24 protein-coding genes and 1 tRNA gene are annotated in these 21,454 nt (G+C 62.3%); 12 read left to right on the top strand and 13 right to left on the bottom strand.

Annotation, left to right across the window (positions count from 1 at the left end):
- Positions 1–53 precede the first annotated feature (53 nt).
- Together C1A35_RS09335 and C1A35_RS09330 are read right to left on the bottom strand one after the other, a co-directional pair.
- Positions 54–722 (bottom strand): CBS domain-containing protein, encoded by a 669-nt coding sequence (locus C1A35_RS09335; RefSeq protein WP_104664057.1) that lies wholly within the window; start codon positions 720–722, stop codon positions 54–56.
- Between the two features lie 98 nt (positions 723–820).
- A tRNA-Ser gene (locus C1A35_RS09330) sits at positions 821–910 on the bottom strand.
- 310 nt (positions 911–1,220) lie between these two features.
- Here C1A35_RS09330 and C1A35_RS09325 point away from each other — a divergent pair.
- The 4 genes from C1A35_RS09325 to C1A35_RS09310 all read left to right on the top strand — a co-directional run bounded on the left by C1A35_RS09325 (position 1,221) and on the right by C1A35_RS09310 (position 5,399).
- Entirely contained in the window at positions 1,221–2,255 is a 1,035-nt protein-coding gene (locus C1A35_RS09325) for a septal ring lytic transglycosylase RlpA family protein (protein ID WP_104664363.1), read from the top strand.
- Positions 2,256–2,318: 63 nt separating this feature from the next.
- Complete coding sequence (locus tag C1A35_RS09320) at positions 2,319–3,479, top strand: D-alanyl-D-alanine carboxypeptidase family protein (protein ID WP_104664056.1); 1,161 nt, start codon at positions 2,319–2,321, stop codon at positions 3,477–3,479.
- Between the two features lie 214 nt (positions 3,480–3,693).
- Positions 3,694–4,374, top strand: coding sequence for a dTMP kinase (gene tmk / locus C1A35_RS09315; protein ID WP_440271516.1), 681 nt, complete (start codon positions 3,694–3,696; stop codon positions 4,372–4,374).
- Positions 4,371–5,399, top strand: coding sequence for a DNA polymerase III subunit delta' (locus C1A35_RS09310; protein ID WP_440271513.1), 1,029 nt, complete (start codon positions 4,371–4,373; stop codon positions 5,397–5,399). Before tmk ends, C1A35_RS09310 begins: the two co-directional genes overlap by 4 nt.
- On the opposite strand, the gene C1A35_RS09305 is transcribed toward C1A35_RS09310, so the two are convergent.
- Complete coding sequence (locus C1A35_RS09305; RefSeq protein ID WP_104664054.1) at positions 5,394–5,699, bottom strand: pyrophosphatase; 306 nt, start codon at positions 5,697–5,699, stop codon at positions 5,394–5,396. The two genes, C1A35_RS09310 and C1A35_RS09305, sit on opposite strands and share 6 nt — an antisense overlap.
- Before the next feature lie 178 nt (positions 5,700–5,877).
- On the opposite strand from C1A35_RS09305, the gene metG reads away from it, so the two are divergent.
- Genes metG through C1A35_RS09290 form a run of 3 tightly spaced genes read left to right on the top strand, consistent with a single transcriptional unit; the run spans position 5,878 to position 9,061 of the window.
- On the top strand, positions 5,878–7,431 hold the full coding sequence (gene metG / locus C1A35_RS09300; RefSeq protein ID WP_104664053.1) for a methionine--tRNA ligase: 1,554 nt from the start codon (positions 5,878–5,880) through the stop codon (positions 7,429–7,431).
- A gap of 12 nt (positions 7,432–7,443) precedes the next feature.
- Positions 7,444–8,223 carry a TatD family hydrolase gene (locus tag C1A35_RS09295; protein WP_104664052.1) on the top strand — a complete coding sequence of 260 codons (780 nt, stop codon included), beginning with the start codon at positions 7,444–7,446 and terminating at the stop codon, positions 8,221–8,223.
- A gap of 4 nt (positions 8,224–8,227) precedes the next feature.
- On the top strand, positions 8,228–9,061 hold the full coding sequence (locus C1A35_RS09290; protein ID WP_104664361.1) for an MBL fold metallo-hydrolase: 834 nt from the start codon (positions 8,228–8,230) through the stop codon (positions 9,059–9,061).
- A gap of 32 nt (positions 9,062–9,093) precedes the next feature.
- Here C1A35_RS09290 and C1A35_RS09285 read toward each other — a convergent pair whose 3' ends face one another.
- The 3 genes from C1A35_RS09285 to C1A35_RS37260 all read right to left on the bottom strand — a co-directional run bounded on the left by C1A35_RS09285 (position 9,094) and on the right by C1A35_RS37260 (position 11,588).
- A complete protein-coding gene (locus C1A35_RS09285) occupies positions 9,094–10,041 on the bottom strand; it encodes a phosphoribosylaminoimidazolesuccinocarboxamide synthase (protein WP_104664360.1) in 948 nt (315 codons plus the stop codon).
- A gap of 479 nt (positions 10,042–10,520) precedes the next feature.
- Positions 10,521–10,991, bottom strand: a complete 471-nt coding sequence (locus C1A35_RS09280; RefSeq protein WP_104664051.1) for a hypothetical protein — start codon at positions 10,989–10,991, stop codon at positions 10,521–10,523.
- A gap of 114 nt (positions 10,992–11,105) precedes the next feature.
- On the bottom strand, positions 11,106–11,588 hold the full coding sequence (locus tag C1A35_RS37260; RefSeq protein WP_158665029.1) for a GNAT family N-acetyltransferase: 483 nt from the start codon (positions 11,586–11,588) through the stop codon (positions 11,106–11,108).
- Positions 11,589–11,755: 167 nt separating this feature from the next.
- Between C1A35_RS37260 and C1A35_RS09270 the strand changes: the two genes are divergently transcribed.
- The 3 genes from C1A35_RS09270 to C1A35_RS09260 all read left to right on the top strand — a co-directional run bounded on the left by C1A35_RS09270 (position 11,756) and on the right by C1A35_RS09260 (position 13,888).
- The gene (locus tag C1A35_RS09270) at positions 11,756–12,376 is read left to right on the top strand and encodes a helix-turn-helix domain-containing protein (RefSeq protein ID WP_104664049.1); all 621 of its coding nucleotides are present in this window, start codon (positions 11,756–11,758) and stop codon (positions 12,374–12,376) included.
- A gap of 11 nt (positions 12,377–12,387) precedes the next feature.
- Entirely contained in the window at positions 12,388–13,185 is a 798-nt protein-coding gene (locus C1A35_RS09265; RefSeq protein WP_104664048.1) for an SRPBCC family protein, read from the top strand.
- Between the two features lie 280 nt (positions 13,186–13,465).
- Entirely contained in the window at positions 13,466–13,888 is a 423-nt protein-coding gene (locus tag C1A35_RS09260; RefSeq protein ID WP_104664047.1) for a DUF4864 domain-containing protein, read from the top strand.
- A 25-nt stretch (positions 13,889–13,913) separates the two neighbouring features.
- Here C1A35_RS09260 and tgt read toward each other — a convergent pair whose 3' ends face one another.
- The 5 genes from tgt to coaD form a co-directional block, all read right to left on the bottom strand.
- Positions 13,914–15,044 carry a tRNA guanosine(34) transglycosylase Tgt gene (tgt, locus tag C1A35_RS09255; RefSeq protein ID WP_104664046.1) on the bottom strand — a complete coding sequence of 377 codons (1,131 nt, stop codon included), beginning with the start codon at positions 15,042–15,044 and terminating at the stop codon, positions 13,914–13,916.
- Positions 15,045–16,127: a tRNA preQ1(34) S-adenosylmethionine ribosyltransferase-isomerase QueA gene (gene queA / locus C1A35_RS09250; RefSeq protein ID WP_104664045.1), complete on the bottom strand. Its 1,083-nt coding sequence runs from the start codon at positions 16,125–16,127 to the stop codon at positions 15,045–15,047. It lies immediately after the preceding gene.
- Between the two features lie 73 nt (positions 16,128–16,200).
- Positions 16,201–16,710, bottom strand: a complete 510-nt coding sequence (locus C1A35_RS09245) for a peptidylprolyl isomerase (RefSeq protein WP_034791362.1) — start codon at positions 16,708–16,710, stop codon at positions 16,201–16,203.
- Positions 16,711–16,732: 22 nt separating this feature from the next.
- The gene (locus tag C1A35_RS09240; protein ID WP_104664044.1) at positions 16,733–17,305 is read right to left on the bottom strand and encodes a peptidylprolyl isomerase; all 573 of its coding nucleotides are present in this window, start codon (positions 17,303–17,305) and stop codon (positions 16,733–16,735) included.
- Between the two features lie 34 nt (positions 17,306–17,339).
- Complete coding sequence (coaD, locus tag C1A35_RS09235) at positions 17,340–17,834, bottom strand: pantetheine-phosphate adenylyltransferase (RefSeq protein ID WP_104664043.1); 495 nt, start codon at positions 17,832–17,834, stop codon at positions 17,340–17,342.
- A gap of 227 nt (positions 17,835–18,061) precedes the next feature.
- Here coaD and C1A35_RS37080 point away from each other — a divergent pair, with 227 nt between their 5' ends.
- Positions 18,062–18,184: a hypothetical protein gene (locus tag C1A35_RS37080; RefSeq protein WP_272939258.1), complete on the top strand. Its 123-nt coding sequence runs from the start codon at positions 18,062–18,064 to the stop codon at positions 18,182–18,184.
- A gap of 11 nt (positions 18,185–18,195) precedes the next feature.
- Positions 18,196–18,324, top strand: a complete 129-nt coding sequence (locus C1A35_RS37075; RefSeq protein WP_255380878.1) for a hypothetical protein — start codon at positions 18,196–18,198, stop codon at positions 18,322–18,324.
- Between the two features lie 140 nt (positions 18,325–18,464).
- Here the strand turns inward: C1A35_RS37075 and C1A35_RS09230 are convergent, their stop codons facing one another.
- Together C1A35_RS09230 and C1A35_RS09225 are read right to left on the bottom strand one after the other, a co-directional pair.
- Positions 18,465–19,877, bottom strand: a complete 1,413-nt coding sequence (locus C1A35_RS09230; protein ID WP_104664042.1) for an MATE family efflux transporter — start codon at positions 19,875–19,877, stop codon at positions 18,465–18,467.
- A 144-nt stretch (positions 19,878–20,021) separates the two neighbouring features.
- Positions 20,022–21,335, bottom strand: coding sequence for a TCR/Tet family MFS transporter (locus C1A35_RS09225; RefSeq protein ID WP_104664041.1), 1,314 nt, complete (start codon positions 21,333–21,335; stop codon positions 20,022–20,024).
- Positions 21,336–21,454: the final 119 nt, after the last annotated feature.

Below are 21,454 nucleotides of genomic sequence, written 5' to 3'. Positions count from 1 at the left end.
TCGCGGGCAAGGCGTCGAGGAGACGCGCGACCCGCGATCGTCTCGCTTCGATGCTATTGCGGGTAGGGTTCCGAATAGTGCTCCACCACCCCCCTGACGCCACGCACCCCCTCGGCCAGGATCCGTGCAGCCCTGCGGCAATCGTCGGTCTCGACATTGCCCCACAGATGCACCACGCCGTCGGACACCGCGACCTTGATATCCAGTCCTTCGAGGCCTGTGTTCTCGCCAAGTCGAATGAGAATGCTGCGGCGGATCGCATCATCGCCGGCAGCCGTGTCGTCTTGCTTGGCTGACAAGATCGCCTGCAACAGGTCGGCGCGGCTGACGATCCCGATCAGTCGGCCGTCGCGAAGCACCGGAACGCGCTTGATCCCACGATCCTGCATCAGTGCCGCAACCCGCCCGATCGGCGCATGCTCGTCAATTGTCACGGGATTGGCCGTCATGGCGTCGCCAACGCGCCAGGAGGAGCGCCGTACATAGGCGTGAGCGCGTTCATCTGCGGCGAGCGTCGCATCGGCCGCAGTCGGGCCACCCCAACCGAGCTCCGTGCGCCGGATGAGATCCCCCTCACTGAGAATGCCGACGAGAACACCCGCATCGTCGACGACGGGGAGGCCGCTGACATGATTATCGAGCATGATCCGGGCTGCTTGTCTGACACTGTTGTCAGGGGACAGCTTGACGACAACAGTCGTCATTACATCTTTGACGCGCATGTCGATCCCGCTCCCAAAGGACTTGGCACCGCCATTACGCCGCGTAAGGTAGTCCCATCTCGTCGGTTCGACAACTGGTGGGTTAAGAAAAGGAAGAGTGGCGGACAGGGTGGGATTCGAACCCACGGTACGGTTTCCCGTACGCTGGTTTTCAAGACCAGAGCCTTAAACCACTCGGCCACCTGTCCTTGCCTGAAGCGGCGCAAGCGCGCCTGCCGGGCAGGGCGTTATTGCGCGAAGCCCAGGCTCTTGGCAACACCTAACATGCGCCCCGACGCGATTTTCTCGGCCGCATCGGAGGGCCGCCGGCGGCGCCCGCAATGGTAACCATTCATAAACCATAACGCGCGAAATGCGGCGCGGACCTGTGGATGAGTTCGCATTTTCGCCTTGATGATGTCATGAATACACACTGTTCCGTTTCGGGACGCCGAGATTTCCGCTGGGGGTAAGCGGAAGGTTTCGAGTACGGCTTATTCGATCGATGTTGTGGGACAGATGACCTCCAGTAAAAATGCGGCATATCTGGTCAAGGGACTGCGCCTTGCAGTGATTCCGGCGCTTTGCGTAACGCTTGCGGCCTGTGGATCGACATCGAACACCAAAAAAACCGCGCGGAGCAAGGAGTACTTTCCTGAATCCGTCTATGGCGTGAAGGCGAGCCCGCGCGTTGCCACCGGCAACAATATCCCCAAGGGCGGTGGCCGCTTTCAGGTCGGCAAGGCCTATCAGGTCAAGGGCAAGTGGTACCAGCCGAAGGAAGATTTCGGCTACAACAAGACGGGCATGGCTTCCTGGTACGGCTCGGCCTTTCACGGGCGCCTGACCGCCAATGGCGAAGTCTACGACAAGGCGCATCTTTCGGCCGCCCATCCGACCTTCCCGCTGCCGAGCTATGCCCGCGTTACCAACATGGAAAACGGCACCTCGGTCATCGTGCGCGTCAACGATCGCGGCCCCTACGAATACGGCCGCATCATCGACGTTTCCTCGAAGACGGCGGACATGCTCGACATCAAGCGCAAGGGCAGCGCCAATGTGCGGGTGCAATATGTCGGCCGCGCGCCGCTCGAAGGCAACGACATGCCTTATCTGATGGCGTCCTATGTCGAGAAGGGCCAGCGCGGCCCGAGCGTGATGCCCGAAGGGCAGATCGCGACCGGCGTGATGGTCGCCTCGAACGAGCCGTTCCGCAATCAGAGCCTCGGCACCATCACCGTTCCGGCAAAGGCGTCGCTCGACGTCAACGAACCGGTGACGGCGATGGCAGCGCCCGTGCCGCAGTTTGCCCAGCAGCCGGCGTCGTTCAACGAATTCGTCATGCTGCCGGAAATCGGCCCGATCCCGCGCGAGCGTCCGGAGTACATTCCGATGCCCGGCGGCAACATGGGCTACGCAGCCGCCTACTACGAAGTTCGCGTCAGCGACGCCGAATCGCCGTTCGAAGCGATCATGGTCGACAGGAAGCAACTGACACCACAGGTGATCGTCGACTACGCCAAGCGCCAGAAGACAAGCGGTTCGGCCCGTTAACAGTTCTCGGCGTTGTGCCAAAATGACCACGCTGCTATGCCCGAGGGGAAACCGGAGTTTCCCATGCGCATGAAGATGCTTTCGGCCGCTTTCCTGGGCGTTGCGTTGTTTGCCGGCGCCGCATTCGCGCAAACGCCGGCTGCCACCTTCGACACCAAGGCAAAACAGGTCCTGCTTGTCGATGCCGAAACCGGCACGGTGCTTTTCTCGCGCGCCGAAAACCAGCCGATCCCGCCAGCCTCGCTTGCCAAGCTGATGACGATGGAAGTCGTCGCCGAGGCGCTCGGCAAGGGCGAGATTTCGCCCGAAACCCTGTACGACGTGTCCGAGCACGCCTGGAGGACCGGCGGCGCGCCGGCCGGCACCTCGACGATGTTTGCCGCACTGAAATCGCGCATCAGGGTCGCCGATCTCCTGCAGGGCGTGGCGGTTCAGCTTGCCAATGACGCCTGCATCATTCTCGCCGAAGGCATGACCGGCAGCGAAGGCGCCTTTGCCGAGCGCATGACGGCGCGGGCGCGCGAACTCGGCATGCCGGTTGCGACGTTCCGCAACGCGACTGGGCTGCCCGACCCGGGCAACAAGATCACGATGAGCGAGCTGGTGACGCTCGTCCGCCATCTGCACGAGGCGCATCCGGATCTCTACCGGCTCTATTCGCAGCCGGAATTCGAATGGAACAAGATCCTCCAACGCAACAAGAACCCGCTGATTTCAGCCAATATCGGCGTGGACGGTCTGGCGACGGGCTTTGCCGAAGGCTTCGGCTTCTCGCTCGCCGCGTCGTTGCAGCGTGGTGACCGCCGCGTCTACCTGGCGATGGGTGGTCTTGAAACCGACAAGGATCGCATCGAAGAGAGCCGCAGGGTCCTCGATTGGGCGATGACGGCTTTCGAAAGGAAGCGGATCTTCACCGACGGCGAATCGATCGGCGAGGCGGCCGTCTATGGCGGCGATGCATCCCACGTCGCGCTGGTGGCCAGCGGACCGGTCGACGTGCTGCTGCCGGTCAACAATCCCGAACGGCTGACGGCGCGCATCGTCTACAAGTGGCCCCTGCGCGCACCCGTCACGGCCGGAACCGAGGTCGGCGTCGTTAAATTGTGGAATGGCGAGAAGCTGTTGCGCGAGGTTCCGGTCAAGACGGCCAGTGCGGTCGGGCAGGGGACGCTGACGAGCCGCGCGGTCGACGCGCTGCAGGAACTGCTTTTCTTCTGGCTCTGAGCAGCAAGCCCTTGAATGCCTCTTCAAATCGCCACCTGATGGTTTCGCCCGGAGGACCAATCGGTTAAACAGAACCGGAGCGGAATGAGGAAAAGTGTTTGCGGTTTTCCGCCCGCATCCCGCTCTAGCTTATTGGAACCGGTCACGGTGACCTCAGGTCGATTCGATCTGAGATCATCTTGACCGGGGTCGCATGCCGATACGGGAAAGCATGGTGTCGCTGAAAAAAGGTCTGTTCGTAACATTTGAAGGTGGGGAAGGTGCCGGCAAGTCGACGCAGCTCCGCCTGCTGGCCGATTCCCTGCGCGCCCGCGGCTATGACGTGCTGACGACGCGCGAGCCTGGCGGATCGCCCGGCGCCGAAGCGGTACGCCACGTCCTGCTGTCCGGTGCGGCGGAGGCCTTCGGGGTCAGGATGGAGGCGATTCTCTTTGCCGCGGCCCGCAGCGACCATGTCGAAGAGGTCATCCGGCCGTCGCTGGAGAAGGGCATCATCGTGCTGTGCGACCGCTTCATGGATTCCTCGCGCGTCTACCAGGGCATCACCGGCAATCTGGAACCGAGCTTCGTCGAGACCCTGGAGCGCGTGGCGATCAATGGCGTGGTTCCGGACCGGACGGTCATTTTCGACCTGCCGGCCAGCGTCGGCCTCGAGCGGGCGCAACGCCGTGCCGGCGACGACAATCCCGATCGTTTCGAAAAGGAACAACTGGAGACCCACGAGAAGCGGCGCGATGCCTTCCTCGACATCGCCAGGCGCGATTCCGAGCGGTGCCGAGTGGTGGACGCGACGCAACCGGTCGAGGCGATTGCCGCCGCGGTGCTTTCGCTGGTCGAAGGCCTCCTGCCGCAGGGCGACGGTACGAACGCCTCAACCAAGGAAGTCGTATCATGAGCGAAAGAGCCGGGGTCCTCGATGGCGCCATCGCGCCCGTGGAGAACAATCGCCTGTTCGGCCACGAGCAGGCGGAAGCCTTCCTGGCGCAGAGCTATCGCTCCGGCAAGGGCCACCACGCGATCCTGATCGAAGGGCCGGAGGGGATCGGCAAGGCGACGCTTGCCTTCCGCTTTGCCCACCACATCCTCAACCATCCCGAACCGGCCGATGCGCCTGAAACGCTTGCCGACCCGGACCCGAGCTCTGCGATCGGCAGGCAGCTCGCCTCGGGCGCCTCGCACAATCTCCTGCACCTCACCCGTCCGATCGATGAAAAGACTGGACGGGCGAAGGGGGCGATCACCGTCGACGAAGTGCGCCGCGCCGGCAAGTTCTTCAGCCAGACATCGGGCACCGGCAACTGGCGCATCGTCATCATCGATCCGGCCGACGACCTCAACCGCAACGCGGCCAACGCGATCCTGAAGATCCTCGAGGAGCCGCCGCGCCGATCGCTGTTCCTGGTGCTGACGCATGCGCCCGGAAAATTGCTGCCGACGATCCGCTCGCGTTGCCTGCCGCTGCGGCTGAAGCCGCTCGACGCAGCACCGCTCGGCCAGGCATTGGCGCATCTCGGCTTCGATCTTGCGGGCGAAGAGGCCGGGCGCATCATCGCTGCCGCCAGCGGCAGCGTCGCCGAGGCCCTGAAACTGATCAATTACGGCGGCCTGGAAATCGCGGCGACGTTCGAGGGGATCCTTGCAGGGCAGGGACCGGCTGTCCGCAAGGACATGCACAAGCTCGCAGACGTCCTCGCCGGCAAGGACAGCGAAACGATCTTCGATTTTTTCCAGGCGCTTGCCAGCGACCGCATCATGCGCGAGGCGCGGGAGGCGGCCGTTTCCGGCGATATCATGCGCGCCGAACGCTTCGCGCGGCTTTCGGCCTCCGTGAGCGAGCGACTGACCGTCAGCGACGCTTATAATCTGGACCGGAAACAAACCATCCTGTCGTTGCTCGACGACATGAAGGCGGCGCTATAGCGCCGGCCGGAAGCGCCACTTGCGCTCGATCGCCGCGTGGAGGTCGAGCTTGTGATGCTGGGCGAAGAGCAGGACATGTCCGAGAAGGTCTGCTGTCTCGTCGGCCATCTGGGCCCGGAGGTCGTCCGGCGATTTCCCCTGGGACCGCCCGCGACCGCTGAGCTTGTTCCAGGCCTGGGTCAGCTCACCCATCTCCTCCTGCATCTTCAGAATGAACCAGTCGGGATCACGCTCGATCCCATGCGTGGCGGCATAGCCGGCAGACGCGGTTTCAAATTGGCTGCCAAGTCGATCCAGCACGACTCATTCCCTCTTCATTGTTTCCGTTTTGTTCTAGTCCGAGCCCGAAGTTCGCGCAAGGAGGAGGGCCATGGCGGAGACCGCTCCAGCCGGGCTTTTCACGGATCGCATGTTTCTTCCTTGGAGCGTATGCGCTAAGAGCGTGCGTAGCTTAATCCGAGATAGATCGAATCCGCCTATGAGAGACACGTCCCCCTTCTACATCACGACAGCGATTTCCTACCCGAACGGCAAGCCGCATATCGGCCACGCCTATGAACTGATCGCGACGGATGCCATGGCGCGCTACCAGCGCCTCGATGGGCGTGACGTGTTCTTCCTGACCGGCACGGACGAGCACGGCCAGAAGATGCAGCAGACGGCGCGCAAGGAAGGCGTGACGCCGCAGGAGCTTGCCGACCGCAATTCGGCGGAATTTCAGAAGATGGCCGTGGTGCTCAACGCGTCCAACGACGATTTCATCCGCACGACCGAGCCGCGCCACCATCAAGCGTCGCAGGACATCTGGATCCGCATGGGCGAGGCGGGCGACCTCTACAAGGACTCCTACGCCGGCTGGTATTCGGTGCGCGACGAGGCCTACTACCAGGAAAACGAGACCGAGCTGCGCGACGATGGCGTGCGCTATGGCCCGCAGGGAACGCCGGTCGAGTGGGTGGAGGAGCAGAGCTACTTCTTCAAGCTGTCCGAGTATCAGGACAAGCTCTTGAAACACTACGAGGAAAACCCTGACTTCATCGGTCCGGCCGAGCGCCGCAACGAGGTGATTTCCTTCGTGAAGTCCGGCCTCAAGGATCTATCGGTCTCGCGCACGACCTTCGACTGGGGCATCAAGGTTCCGAACGATCCGGCGCACGTCATGTATGTCTGGGTCGACGCACTCACCAACTACATCACCGCGACCGGCTATCTCGACAATCCGCAAGGGCCGCGCGCCAAGTTCTGGCCGGCAAACATCCATGTGATCGGCAAGGACATCATCCGCTTCCACGCGGTCTACTGGCCGGCCTTCCTGATGTCGGCCGGCCTGCCGCTGCCCAAGCGCGTCTTTGCCCACGGCTTCCTGCTCAACAAGGGCGAGAAGATGTCGAAGTCGCTCGGCAACGTCGTCGATCCGTTCAATCTCGTCGAACATTTCGGCCTCGACCAGATTCGCTACTTCTTCCTGCGCGAAGTCTCCTTCGGCCAGGACGGCAGCTACAGCGAGGAGGGGATCGCGACCCGCATCAACTCCGACCTTGCCAACGGCATCGGCAACCTGGCGAGCCGCTCGCTGTCGATGATCGTCAAGAACTGCGACGGCCAGGTCCCGGTCTGCGGTCCCTTGACCGACGAGGACAAGGCGATGCTGGCTGCCGCCGACGCGCTGCACGAAATCACCCGTGACGAGATGGGCAAGCAGATGATCCACCGGGCGCTGGCGGCGATCATCGCCGTCGTCTCGGAGACGGACCGCTACTTCGCCGGCCAGGAGCCCTGGGCTCTGAAGAAGACCGATCCGGCGCGCATGGGCACGGTGCTTTATGTGACCGCGGAAGTCGTGCGCCAGATCGCCATCCTGCTGCAGCCGTTCATGCCGGAATCCTCGGCAAAGCTGCTCGACCTCGTGGCCGCACCCGCCGACAAGCGCGACTTCGCAGCGCTTGGCGAGGCAGGACGCCTCGTCTCGGGCACGCCGCTCGAGGCGCCGAAGCCGGTCTTCCCGCGCTATGTGGCACCGGAAGCGCAGTAAGGCATTTTGAGCATGCTGATCGATACCCATTGCCATCTGGACTTCCCCGATTTCGAAGCGGAGCGTGACGCCATCGTCGCGCGGGCGCACGAGGCCGGTGTCGAGCAGATGATCACTATCTCGACCCGGGTGAAGCGGTTCGAGACGATCCTTGCGATCGCCGAGGCCTATCCGAACGTCTTCTGTTCCGTCGGCACTCATCCGCACAATGCGGACGAGGAGCTTGATATCACCACCGAAGATCTCGTGCGGCTTTCGGCCCATCCGAAAGTGGTGGCGATCGGGGAGGCGGGTCTTGATTACTTCTATGACAATGCGCCGCGCGAGGCCCAGGTCGAGGGCCTGCGTCGTCACATTGCCGCTGCCCGCGTGACCGGGCTCCCGCTTGTCATTCACAGCCGCTCGGCCGACGAGGACATGGCGGCGATCCTGACCGAGGAGACAGGGAAGGGGGCCTTCCCTTTCCTTCTGCACTGCTTCTCTTCCGGTCCCGAGCTTGCCCGTATCGGCGTGGAACTCGGCGGCTACGTCTCCTTTTCGGGCATCCTGACTTTCCCGAAATCCGAAGAGTTGCGTGAAATCGCCAAGACCGTGCCGCACGACCGGATGATCGTCGAGACCGACGCGCCCTATCTCGCGCCGAAGCCGTTCCGAGGCAAGCGCAACGAGCCGGCTTACGTGGCCCATACGGCCGCCGTGCTCGCCGAGACGATCGGCGTCAGCACAGAGGAAATCGCGACGATCACGACGGACAACGCGTTCCGCGTCTTCTCGAAGATGCCGAGGCTCTGACGTGGTGGCGTTCCGGCGCACCTTCACCATTCTCGGCTGCGGCTCGTCGCCCGGCGTCCCGCGCATCACCGGCGACTGGGGCGCCTGCAATCCCGAAAATCCGAAAAACAGGCGCATGCGCGCAGCACTACTCGTCGAGCAGACGGGGCCCGATGGCGGCAAGACCACCGTCGTCATCGACACGGGTCCGGATTTTCGCGCGCAGATGGTCGCGGCCAATGTCCGTCACATCGATGCAGTGATCTACACCCATTCCCATGCCGACCACCTGCATGGCATCGACGACCTCAGGGGCTTCGTCATCGAGAACCGCAGGCGCGTGCCGATCTGGGCCGATGCCTATACGATGGGCCGTATTCGCGAGGGGTTTGGCTATTGCCTGGAATCACCACCGGGCAGCGGCTATCCGCCGATCGTCGAGCCGCACATCATTGCCGACGACCTGTCGCCGGTGGTGATATCGGGCGCCGGCGGGCCGATCGTGTTCCAGCCGCTGATGCAGTTCCACGGCAATATCCACTCGCTCGGATTTCGCGTCGGCGACTTTGCCTATTGCAGCGATGTCAGCGATTTTCCCACTGAGACCATCGCCAAGCTCGGCGGTCTCGACCTTTTGGTGATCGACACGCTGCAGTACAAGTTCCACCCAAGCCATCTGTCGCTGGTCCAGTCGCTCGGCTGGATAAAGCGCTTCGACCCGAAGCGGGCGGTGCTGACGCACATGCATGTGCCGCTCGACTACGACACGGTGCAAGGCGAAACACCCGATCATATCGAGCCGGCATACGACCTGATGCGGCTCGAATTCGACGTCGAAGTCCGGAATTCCAACTCGTAATTCAGATTAGAATTTATCTCTAATATACTGACTTACTTGGAGAAATATGGTGCAAGATTGGCGCGGATGCGGTCGAGCACCGTGGCACCCGAAAGATCCGCAACGAAGCGCTGGCCGGTAATCTTCTCGAAGGCTTCGATGTAGACCGCCGAGGTCTGCTCGATGAGATCGACCGGGATTTCCGGGATCGGATCCTTGTAAGGGTCGCAGCGCTCAGTGACCCAAGCGCGCACGAAATCCTTGTCGAAACTCCTGGGGCGTTCGCCACGCTTGAAACTCTCTTCGTAGCTGTCGGCGATCCAATAGCGGCTGCTGTCGGGCGTATGGATCTCGTCGGCGAGAATGATCGTGCCGTTTTCGTCCGTTCCGAACTCGTACTTGGTGTCGACGAGGATCAGACCGCGCTCGGCGGCGCGCTGCTGGCCGCGGGCGAAGAGAGCCAGCGCATAGGCCCAGACCGTGTCAAGCTGTTCCTTCGTCAGCAGTCCTTGCTCGAGGATCGCTTCGGCCGACAGCGGCTCGTCGTGGCCGCCGTCGAACGCCTTGCTCGTGGGCGTGATGATCGGCTGCGGCAGCTTCTCATTGTCGCGCATGCCGTCCGGCAAGGTGATGCCGTACATCTCGCGCTCGCCGTTGCGGTACTTCGTCAGGATCGAGGTGTTGGTGGTACCGGCCAGATAGCCGCGCACGACGACCTCTACCGGTAAGATGTCGAGCCGCTTGCCGATGACGACATTGGGGTCCGGGTAGCTGACGACGTGGTTCGGGCAGATGTCGGCGGTTTCCTCGAACCAGTAGCGCGCCGTCTGGGTCAAGACGTGACCCTTGTTCGGGATCGAGGTCAGGATGACGTCGAAGGCGCTGAGCCTGTCCGTCGCGATGATGATGCGGTTGCCGTCGGGCAGGTCGTAGTTTTCGCGAACCTTGCCTTTGTAGCGGTTTGGCAGTTCCGGAATGAAAGCATCTGAAAGAACGCGCAATTCGCTCATCACATCTGGCCTTGAAAGTGGTGCTTCGATGCGGGAACGCTAAGCAGGCTGGACAGGCCGGGTCAAGGTCGGCAAACCAAGGATCAGCCGCAATCCATCTTTTCCGGCGCATACGATAGTTCCATAATCTATCTTATGCGATCGTTCTGTGTAGCCGCAAAGTTAAAGTGTCCTGATCCTGCAAAGTTGGAATGTCACTCTCCCCGGATTCTGATGACCAGCGAACTTGCGGACAGAATTGCTCTCTAGCGATTTTCGCCGCACGGAGAACTCGTTCCGTAGCGCGCATGGAACTGCAACATCTTCTGGACACGGTTTATTTCCGTCCTCGCGACTTTGCCTTTCTCGAAAGAAAGATGCGCGGCTGGTTTTCGAGTGCAGCTTCGACGAAACGCTTTCATCACAGGACCGTCGATGAAAACGTAATGGTTCAGATCAACGCCATCCTCAACAGCATCCGCATCCGGCTGTCAGACCGTCTCAAGCGCAAAATGCTCTCCCATGTAAGCCGATGGATCAGGAGCACTTTTCATCATTGTCTTTCGCCAGGTTTCCTGCTCGGCATTGATCAGAGCCAATTCCCAAACACAGGCGATGACCGGCCTCCTTGCCGCATCCATCGGCTCAGAGGACGAATACAGCCTCAGGTAGTTGTGCTGACACAGAACCGAGCCCTGGATCCACCAGTGAACAGAGATGGAAAGGCCAAGTGTGCCGGGGTGAATGATCACAAAACCCATGCCATTGCTGTCACCCTCGTCGCGAACGCGCTGAAGCACGTCCTGGCGCACGATCGATTGAGCCAACAGCACCATCGGCCCATCGATGGTCGCACCTCCAGCAAGAAGGCCATAGATTTTGAGCTTGAGATCGCCGATCTCCCACTGACCCAGATGTGAGACGGTTCGGGGATGATAGACATCGATCGTCTTTGTCGTCATCGGCGCATTCCGATCCTCGCCCGTGAACACCACCCTGAATGGATCAATACTATCTGGACTATAGCGGTGGTTGCCAGGCCGCACCGAAGACCCCTGCCCGGTTTTCAGCGGCTTTCAGCCGGCTCTATGCGCAACCTGGCCGGGATTCGTTTCCCCGATGTCCTTCGTCAACCGATCCGCGGGCCCGAAATCCGTCATCTCTGTTCCCGACAACCGGAAACCGAGAGCTTGGTAGAACGAAACCGCATGGCCACCGGATGTTACGCCCAAAGTGCGGATGCCGGACTGTGCGGCCCGTCGTTCCGCCTCAATCAGCAGCATGCGCCCGATGCCCCGTCGCCAGGTTTTGGGATCTATGAAGACGGCATCGACTTCCGCAACATCGGCCGATGTCGGCAACACGGTGCAAAATCCGACCACCTCGCCGTCCAGTTCGGCGACGAGCGAATGGGCAATGTTTTCGGCCGCGATGCCGAAGACGGCAGGATTGTCGAGCAGTTCCTGATGGTGTTCGCCGGTCGCCAACGATGCGAGGCGCTGGAGCGCCTCCAGGCGCTCATGGTCGGCGGCGGTGGCGCGGCGGATCGTTGGCTGCATGGTTTCCATCACATGATGCGCGAAGTGCTCACAGTCAAACTCTGAGCATTCGTCCGGCTCAATCGATGAGAACTTTGCGGCTTCTCCGTGCTGAACACACCGCCCCTACCCTCATGACGGGCATTTGTCGCCTTGACAAAAAAAATTGTCAAGGCGACAATCACGCCATGCTCGATCTCGATGTCATAGACGCACCGGCTGCCGCAGCCCTTGCCCTGGAGCCGATCAAGGCCCGCTTGCTGGCGGAACTTGCCACGCCTGCTTCTGCAGCGGCGCTGGCTGGCCGTGTGGGGCTGACGCGTCAGAAGGTCAACTATCACCTGCGGGCGCTTGAAGAACACAAGCTGATCGAACCGGCGGAGGAACGCCGCTGGGGCGGCCTGACCGAGCGGCTGATGGTTGCGACGGCCACGTCCTATGTGGTTTCGCCCGCAGCGCTGGGACCGATCGCGGCCGATCCAGGACGGAGCAACGATCGCCTGTCTGCGAGCTATCTGGTCGCACTGGCGGCCCGCATGATCCGTGAGGTCGGCAGCCTGCTCCGCAAGGCCCGCCAACAGGACAAGCGGCTGGCGACACTGTCGATCGACACCGTGATCAAATTTCGGTCGCCGACAGAGCGTACCGCCTTTACCGCCGATCTCGCCCAGGCGGTGACCGCGCTTGCCGCGCGCTACCACGACGAAAGCACGCCTGCCGCACGACCGCATCGGCTCATCATCGCCTCCTATCCTGCACCAAATGACGTGACAGAAGGCAACGGCGACCCCGACGACACCAACTCCTGAAAGGATATCTCATGCCGATCAAGAAGGATGGCAGCGGAAAGCGCTGGGTGGAAATGGAACTGATCGTACCGGGCTCGCCCGAAGAGGCCTGGCAGGCGATCGCGACCGGCAACGGCAACAGTGCCTGGTTCACCAAGACGGAGATCGACGAGCGGGTCGGCGGCAAGATCGCCTTCGACTTCGGGCCGAACGGTGGTTCGTCCGGCGAGGTAACGCACTGGGAACCACCTGCCCGCTTTGCCTATGTCGAGCGTGAATGGAGCGAAGGCGCGCCGCCGGTTGCAACGGAAATCACCGTCACGGCGCGCTCCGGCGATCGCTGCGTGCTGCGCATGGTGCACTCGCTGTTTTCCTCGACCGACGACTGGGACGACCAGCTGGAAGGCTTCGAGGGCGGCTGGCCGGCGTTCTTCGAGGTCTTGCAGATCTATCTTGCGCACTTTGCCGGCGAGAATGCAGCAAGCTGCTTCGCCATGGCGCGAACCAAGGAACCGGAGACCGGGGTCTGGGCGCGCCTGACCGAAGCACTGGGGCTTGCCGCCGCGAATGTCGGCGAAGAGCGGACCACGCCGCCACAGCCGGAGCGCCTTGCCGGCATCGTCGAGCGTGTTCAACAGGACGCCAGGCAGCGCTATCTGCTCTTGCGTTTGAACGCCCCCGCCGCCGGCATCGCGCTGATCGGAACCTATTCTCGCGGCGATGGCACCAATGCGAGCATTGCGCTCTATTTCTACGGAGATGACGCAAGGGCGCGTGCGGCCAACAGCGAACCGAAATGGCGCGACTGGCTTGACGCAACGTTCCGGTGAACCCCGCGCGATCGAAACGGCCGGCTTTCAGTTCGACCCGCTGTTCCAGGAGCGGCGGGGTCTCTTCGACTTGCCGCCTGTCGGCCGGCGCGCCCATATTCACGAATATCACTAACTTATGATATTTAATTCAGTTTATTATGAATTTCTATCATCGCATTGAATTTAAACACAACTCTTTCAAGGAAAGAGAACCCGTAACCATTTCTCTGCCGAAGACCCCCGTTTCCAAGCGGCATGGCTGCCCTATGGTCGTTGATTGCAATAAGGGAGGACGGCGATGTTCAGGAGCTTTGTTGTTGCGTTTGGCCTGGTGGCTCCGTTGGCCGGCGGCGGGGCCGCCTTCGCAGACGAGCCCGTCGATACGGCGCGGGCGATCATCCAGCAGCAGATCGCGGCGTTCCTGCACGACGATGCGGAGGCTGCCTATTCTTTCGCCTCGCCGGCCATCCGCGGAAAATTTCCCGACAAGGCGACCTTCTTCGACATGGTCAAGCGTGGCTATCAACCCGTCTACCGGCCCGGCAACTTCGCCTTTGGCCGGTCGAAAGTGGTGGGGGATCAGGTGCTACAGGAAGTGCTGATTTCCGCCCCCGACGGCAAGGACTGGACGGCGGTCTACGAGCTCCTGAAGCAGCCGGATGGCAGCTACAAGATCAATGGCGTGATGATCCTGCAGCAAGCGCCGGGTCCGGCGATCTGAGCCACTCGTAAGGGGTTGCCCCGCCTCAGACTGGCGGCAGGTCCCCTCGCCGCCAGGTCTCCTGGGTCTCGGCCATGAAGTCGGCGAAGCGGCCCTCGTCGATCGCCAGGCGAATGCCGGCCATCAGTTCCTGATAGTAGGCCAGGTTGTTCCAGCTCAGGAGCATGCCGCCGAGCGATTCGTTCGAGCGGATCAGGTGGTGCAGGTAGGCACGCGAATAGTCGCGCGTCGCCGGGCACGAGGACTGCTCGTCGAGCGGCCGCATGTCTTCGGCGTGGCGGGCATTGCGCAGATTGATGCGGCCGTGGCGGGTAAATGCGAGACCATGGCGTCCCGAGCGGGTCGGCATCACGCAGTCGAACATGTCGATGCCTTCGGCCACCGAGCGCAGGATGTCGTCGGGCGTACCGACGCCCATCAGATAGCGCGGCTTGTCCACGGGCATGATCGGGCAGGTAATGTCGAGCATGCGCAACATCACCTCCTGCGGCTCGCCGACGGCAAGGCCGCCGACCGCATAACCCTTGAGGTCGAGGCCCTTCAGCGCTTCGGCCGAGCGTTCGCGCAGCTTCGGAATGTCGCCGCCCTGGACGATGCCGAACATCGCCTTGCCCGGCTGGTCGCCGAAGGCGACCTTGCAGCGTTCGGCCCAGCGCAGCGACATTTCCATCGCGCGTTCGATTTCCTTAGGCTCCGCCGGCAGCGCCACGCATTCGTCGAGCTGCATCTGGATATCGCTGTCGAGCAACCCTTGAATCTCGATCGAGCGCTCCGGCGACATATGGAAGAGCGCGCCGTCGACATGGCTCTTGAAGGTGACGCCCTGTTCGTCGAGCTTGCGCAGACCGGCGAGCGACATGACCTGGAAACCGCCGCTATCGGTCAGGATCGGTCCCTGCCAACGGATCAGGCCATGCAGGCCACCGAGCCGCGCGACGCGCTCGGCACCCGGGCGCAGCATCAGATGGTAGGTGTTGCCGAGAATGATGTCGGCGCCGAGATCCTTCACCTGGTCGAGATACATCGCCTTGACCGTGCCGACCGTGCCGACGGGCATGAAGGCCGGCGTCCGGATCGTGCCGCGCGGCATGGAAACCTCGCCGCGGCGGGCCTTGCCGTCGGTCTTGTGTAGCTTGAACTGGAAGGTCTCGGTCATCTAGTTTTTCCGGAAAAGCAGGCTGGCGTCGCCATAGGAATAGAAGCGGTAGCCGGTCTCGATCGCGTGCCTATAGGCATCACGCATCGTCTCCAGGCCTGAGAAGGCCGAAACCAGCATGAACAGCGTCGATTTCGGCAGATGGAAGTTCGTCATCAGCATGTCGACGGCGCGGAAGCGGTAGCCGGGCGTGATGAAAATGCCAGTCGGGCCGGACCATTGCTTGACCACGCCGTCTTCCGACGTGGCGCTTTCGATCAGCCGCAGCGAGGTCGTGCCGACGCAGACGATGCGCCCGCCCCTCGCCTTGACGGCATTGAGCTTCTCGGCGGTGCGGGCGTCGACATGGCCGATCTCCTGATGCATCACGTGATCGTCGGTGTCATCCGCCTTGACCGGCAGGAAGGTGCCGGCGCCCACATGCAGCGTCACGAAGTGTCGCTCGATGCCGGCCTCGTCGAGCTTGGCGAAAAGACGGTCGGTGAAATGCAGACCGGCGGTCGGCGCCGCAACGGCGCCCTCCTCGCGGGCATACATGGTCTGGTAGTCGGCGCGGTCCTGCGCATCCTCGGCACGCTTGGAGGCGATGTAGGGCGGCAACGGAATGTGACCGACCGCCATGATCGCCTCGTCGAGCGCGGGACCGGAGAGATCGAAACGCAGCGTCACTTCGCCGGCATCGCCCTTTTCCTCGACGGTTGCGTCGAGCGTTCCGAGAAGGCAGCTCGAGCCGCCGTGGCCGAAGGCAATGCGGTCGCCGACCTTGAGGCGACGGGCCGGGCGGGCGAAAGCCTTCCAGCAATCAGGTGCGACCCGCATATGCAGCGTCAGCGAAACCTGCGTGACAATCTCTTCGGCGCGGCGGCGAATGCCCTCGAGCTGCGCCGGGATCACCTTGGTATCGTTGAAGACCAGCGCATCGCCTTTTCTGAGGAACGAGGGCAGATCGAGCACGCCGTGATCCGAGAGCACCGCGGCATCATCGGGGCGAACGACGAGCATGCGGGCGCTGTCGCGCGGGCTTGCCGGCCTCAGCGCAATCGAAGTTTCCGGCAGGTCGAAGTCGAACAGGTCTACGCGCATCGTTACCTTCAGACAAAAGCAAACCCGCCCCGGCGCATTTGGCGACCGGGGCGGGTCCGTGCATTAGCGCAAATCAGGCGTCTGCGGCAACCCGCATCGTGACGATCGTATCGGGATCGCGCACCGGTTCGCCGCGCTTGATCTTGTCGATGTTGTCCATGCCTTCGATGACCTGGCCCCAGACAGAATACTGCTTGTTGAGCCACGGGGCATCGGTGAAGCAGATGAAGAACTGCGAGTTGGCCGAGTTCGGCATCTGGCTGCGGGCCATCGAGCAGGTGCCGCGAACGTGGCTGACATTCGAGAATTCGGCCTTCAGGTCCGGCTTGGAGGAGCCGCCCATGCCGGCGCGGGCCGGGTTGAAGTGCTCGCCGCCGGTCTTGCCGTACTGGACGTCACCGGTCTGCGCCATGAAGTCCTCGATCACGCGGTGGAACACCACGCCGTCATAGGCGCCTTCGCGGGCCAGTTCCTTGATGCGGGCGACGTGCCCCGGAGCGACGTCAGGCAGAAGCTCGATGACGACCTTGCCCTTGGTGGTCTCCAGGATGATCGTGTTTTCCGGATCCTTGATCTCGGCCATGGGTTTTCTCCTTGCTGTTAACTTACTTGCCGACCTTCACGCTGATCATGCGGTCGGGGTCGGTGACGGAACCGTTGTTGGCATCGTCGCCGAGCTTGATCTTGTCGACGTTCTCCATGCCCGACACGACCTTGCCGACGACCGTGTACTGGCCGTTGAGGAAGTCGCCCGGGGCGAACATGATGAAGAACTGCGAGTTGGCGCTGTTCGGGTCCTGCGAGCGGGCCATGCCGACCGTGCCGCGTTCAAACGGGACGTCGGAGAACTCGGCCGGGACGTCCGGACGCGACGAGCCGCCGGTGCCGGCAGCCTGCGGCTGGTAGCCGTTTTCCATGTCGCCATACTGCACGTCGCCGGTCTGGGCCATGAAGCCCTTGATCACGCGGTGGAAAGCGACGTTGTCGTATTCACCGGCGGCGGCCAGCGCCTTGATCTGCTCGACATGCTTGGGCGCGATGTCGGGGCGCAGCTCGACGACGACCGGGCCGTCCTTGAGCGTGATCGTCAGGAAGTTGTCGGCCGATTGTGCAAGCGCCGTTCCCGTAAAGGAAGCAAGCGCGATGGCGCCGGCTAAAGCGAGGTGGAGGATTTTCATGATTTCTCCCTGCGTGGTGAATTGGGGCGGCCCGTCAGGGCCGGCGTTTGGCCTGCAGTGCTTCGTAAACGGACCTGGGCACGAAGGCACTGACGTCGCCGCCCATGGCCGCGATCTGGCGGACCAATGTGGCCGTAATGGGCCGTGAGGCCGTGCCGGCCGGCAAGAACAAGGTCTGGATATCCGGCGCCATCTGCCGGTTCATACCGGCCATCTGCATCTCGTAGTCGAGGTCGGTTCCGTCGCGAAGGCCACGCACCAGCAGTTTCGCCCCGCGCTCGCGCGCCGCATCCACCACCAGATTGTCGAAGGCAACGACATCGATGTCGCCTGCCCTGTCCGGCAGAAACTCCAGAAGCGACCGGCGGATGAGATCGGCGCGTTCGTCGAAGGAAAAAAGCGGCGCCTTACCCGGATGGATACCGATTGCGACGATGACCTTCGCCGCCACGTTCAGTGCCTGGACGAGCACGTCGAGATGCCCGTTCGTCATCGGATCGAAGGAGCCGGGATAAAATGCCGTGGTCATCGCACCTGTTTCCGTTTGGTGAAGCCTTTTGTCACGGACGGCGACGGATCGCAAGAGTTGTACGCCGCTTGCCCCCTGTTCCCTGGGAAACAGCGGGACAGAAAGAATGAATGCTAGATGAATGCCATGTTCAACGGTGCTTCACACCAAAGACGTTAAGTGTAGCGCCAGTAACAACGGAACTTTTTCGAACGTACTGCCGTTTAGGATGCGAAAGGATTACGGCTATGGGACTTGCTCTGTTTTCGATGGCGATGTTTTTCGCGATGCTCTTTGCGACGATACATGGACTGCGCAACGAGTCCCGTGACCGGCGCGAGCGCTACGCGACGCAGAAGATCTTCCGTTGATGGAGGGCACTATGGCCACCCTGTTCATGATCGCAGCAGCGGTCATCAGTCTCGTATTCTTGATCGATTTTGCCCGGACGATACGCGACCTCCAGCGCGATCGCCAGGGTTCGGAACGGCTCGACGGCTTTAACGTCTAGCGGTTTCGAGGCTTCGTAACCGAAGCTTGGTAGTAGGCGACGCCATTCCCTTCCCCTGAGGCGGTCGCCATTTCAAGCCGGACGGCATCCCCTGCCCGTCCGGCTTTTCTTTGCCTGCACGCAGCCTCGGCCGCTCCGCCTTACGCGGCTGCCTTGGCTTCCGCCTTTGCGGAAAGTGCGCCAAGCATTCGGAAGAAGCGCCAGTTCAAGAGCACTGCTGCGGCTGCAAGGCCAAGCACGAAACCGAACCAGACGCCGATCCCGCCGAAATTGAAGGGGAAGGCGAAGGCCCAGGCGCAGACGAAGCCAATCGGCCAGTAGGAAATCAAAGCCAGGAGCATTGGCACCTTGGTGTCCTTCAGCCCGCGCAGCATGCCGGCGGCAATCGCCTGCATGCCATCGACGAGCTGGAACGCGCCGGCAATGACAATGAGCGGGGCAGCAAAGGCGAGTACCGCTACGGCATCCGGACGGCCAGTGTCGAGATAGAGAGCGGCCAGCTGGCTCGGGAAGAACGCAAAGATGGCGCTTCCGACAATGGCGAAGCCGGCGCCGAGCACCAGCGAGGCGATCGCCGCGCGCCGAACGCCCAGCAGATCGCCGCGGCCATAGGCAAGTCCGACGCGCACGGTGGCTGCCTGCGCAAGCCCGAGCGGGATCATGAAGGCGATCGAGGCGAACTGCAGGGCGATGCCGTGGGCGGCAAGCTCAACCGTGCCGATCGTGCCCATCAGCAGCGACGCGACCGTGAAGAGGCTGACTTCGGCAAGGATGGTCAGCGAGATCGGTATGCCGAGAAAGACGACTTCGCGAAACGCCACCCAGTCGGGTCGCCAGAAGCGAACGAAGAGCTCGTATTGGTTGAGCTCAGGCTTGCTCTTGATGTAGCCGATCGTCAGCGCCGCACCGAGCACCGCAACGCCGAGTGCGGCGACCGCCGCACCGAAGATACCGAGGCGCGGGAAGCCGAAATGCCCGAAGATCAGCACGTAGCAGAGCGCAGCATTGAGCACGAGCGTCGCCAGCGTCACATAAAGAATGATCCCTGCCCGCTCCAGGCCGCTCAGAAAGGCCCGCAGCACCATGAAGATGAGGCCCGGGAAGATCGCCCATTGCGCGATGCGGACATATTCTCCGGCGAGGGCCGCGACCTCGGGCTGCTGGCCGGCAAAAAGCAGGATCGGCTCGGCCATCCAGAGGATCGGCGCGGTCAAAAGGCCGTAGAGCATGACCACCCACATGCCCATGCGCACCGAGCGGCGTACCGAGACCTTGTCGCCTCGGCCGACGGCCTGCGCCGCCATCGGCACCACCGCATTGGCAAAGCCGTTGCCGAAAACGTAGACCGTGAAATACATCTGGGTCGCAAGAATGATCGCCGCGAGTTCGGTGGCGCCGAGCTTGCCGACCATCAGGACGTCTGTCGTGTTGATGGCCAGCTGCGCAAGCTGCGCGCCGATGAACGGCACGCCCAGATAGAAGCTCGCGCGATAGTGCGTCCGCCAGGAATTGTCGGTCGTCAACGGAGTCGGGCTCGCATTCGCGGTCAGCATGGCAGATTCCTGGCAGTCAAGGCGGGCCTCGGGCCGCAACGAAAAATCGGGGGGAGGAAAGCCGGGAATAGATGACCTGCGGCCAAAGAGCCAGCCGCAAGGGCGAGGTTGCTCAAACTTTCATCGATAGATCACGGAAATTGATCAATTTCCGTGCAGTCGCGACCGCCCCACCTCTTCGCCCTGCTCCGCCACTGCGACCTCGCCCGGCCCGACATTTTCGTCAACCTGCGGTCCGACCGCCCTGTTTCTCGGTATCTTCAGGAAGAAAACGACAAGCGCGCCGACGAGGAAGCAACTGGCGAGCGCATAGGGCGCGCCGGCGAAGGCGACCGGGGCGCTGGGGCTGGTAAAGTACCCGAAGGCCTGGGTGAAGATCAGCGGACCGATGATCGTGGTGATGCTGCCGATGCTGGTCAGCGCACCCTGAAGCTCTCCCTGCGCCGACGGCGGAACGTGGGCGGCGGCGATGCTGCGCAGCGGCGGATCGGCAAGGCTTTCAAGCGCGGTGGCGATGATCACGGCGTAAATCATCCACCCCTGCCAGGCGCTGGCATAGCCGATGGCCCCGAGCGTGGTGAAGGTCAGGCCGAGCACGGCCGTGCGCCACTCGCCGAGCCGGGGCACCACACGCGGCAGGATGACGGCCATGACGAAAGCGCCGCCGATGCCGAAGATCCCGAGCGAAAGCCCGATCTGGCCCTCGCTCCAGCCATAGCGGTAACTCGAGACGAAGGACCAGACAGCCGGATAAACGGAGTGGGCGAGCCAGAAGAGAAAGAACACCAGCCCCACCCAGCCGATGCCTGGATAGTTGCGCATCTGCTTGAGGGCGCCGAGCGGGTTGGCGCGCTTCCACTCGAACCGTCGGCGATTGGCGCCATCGAGCGTCTCCGGCAGCAAAAATACGCCGAGGATGAAGTTGACGAAGGAAAGCGCCGCCGCGCCGTAGAACGGCACCCGCGGACCGAGCTCGCCGAGCAGACCGCCAAGCACCGGCCCGAGCGCAAAGCCCGTGCCGAAGGCGATACCGATCAGTCCGAAGTTCTTGGCGCGGTTGCCGTCATTGCTGATGTCGGCGATGTAGGCGGCTGCGGTCCCGAAGCTCGCGCCGCTGATGCCGGCGAGAACACGGCCGATGAACAGCATCCAGTAGCTGGTGGCGAGCGCGCAGATCAGATTGTCGAGCGCGAAAGTGAAGACCGACGCGAGCAGGACCGGACGGCGGCCGAATCGATCGCTGAGGTTGCCGATCAGCGGGGCAAAGAGAAACTGCATCGCCGCATAGACGAGCAGCAGCCAACCACCGTCGATCGCCGCCTCACTGACATTGGCGCCGGTCAATTCCTCGAGATAGGCCGGCAGCACCGGCACGATGATCGCGATGCCAAGGATATCCAGAAACAGAATGAGGAAGACGAGGAACAGGCCGCGTCGCACAAATTTCTCGTCGCGCATGCGAACCCTCCCCGAGCGGCCTGCCCCGGGATGAGAGACAGAACGTGAACAACGCTACCAATTTAGGTGTAACGGATCATTTCGCACGAAACAATCCGTGAACGTCTCAAATTATCTGA

Source organism: Ensifer adhaerens, assembly GCF_002940685.1.
GTDB classification, from domain to species: domain Bacteria; phylum Pseudomonadota; class Alphaproteobacteria; order Rhizobiales; family Rhizobiaceae; genus Ensifer; species Ensifer adhaerens_E.
Note: the sequence above shows the minus strand (reverse complement) of the source record. Positions and strands in the feature narration are given on the sequence as shown.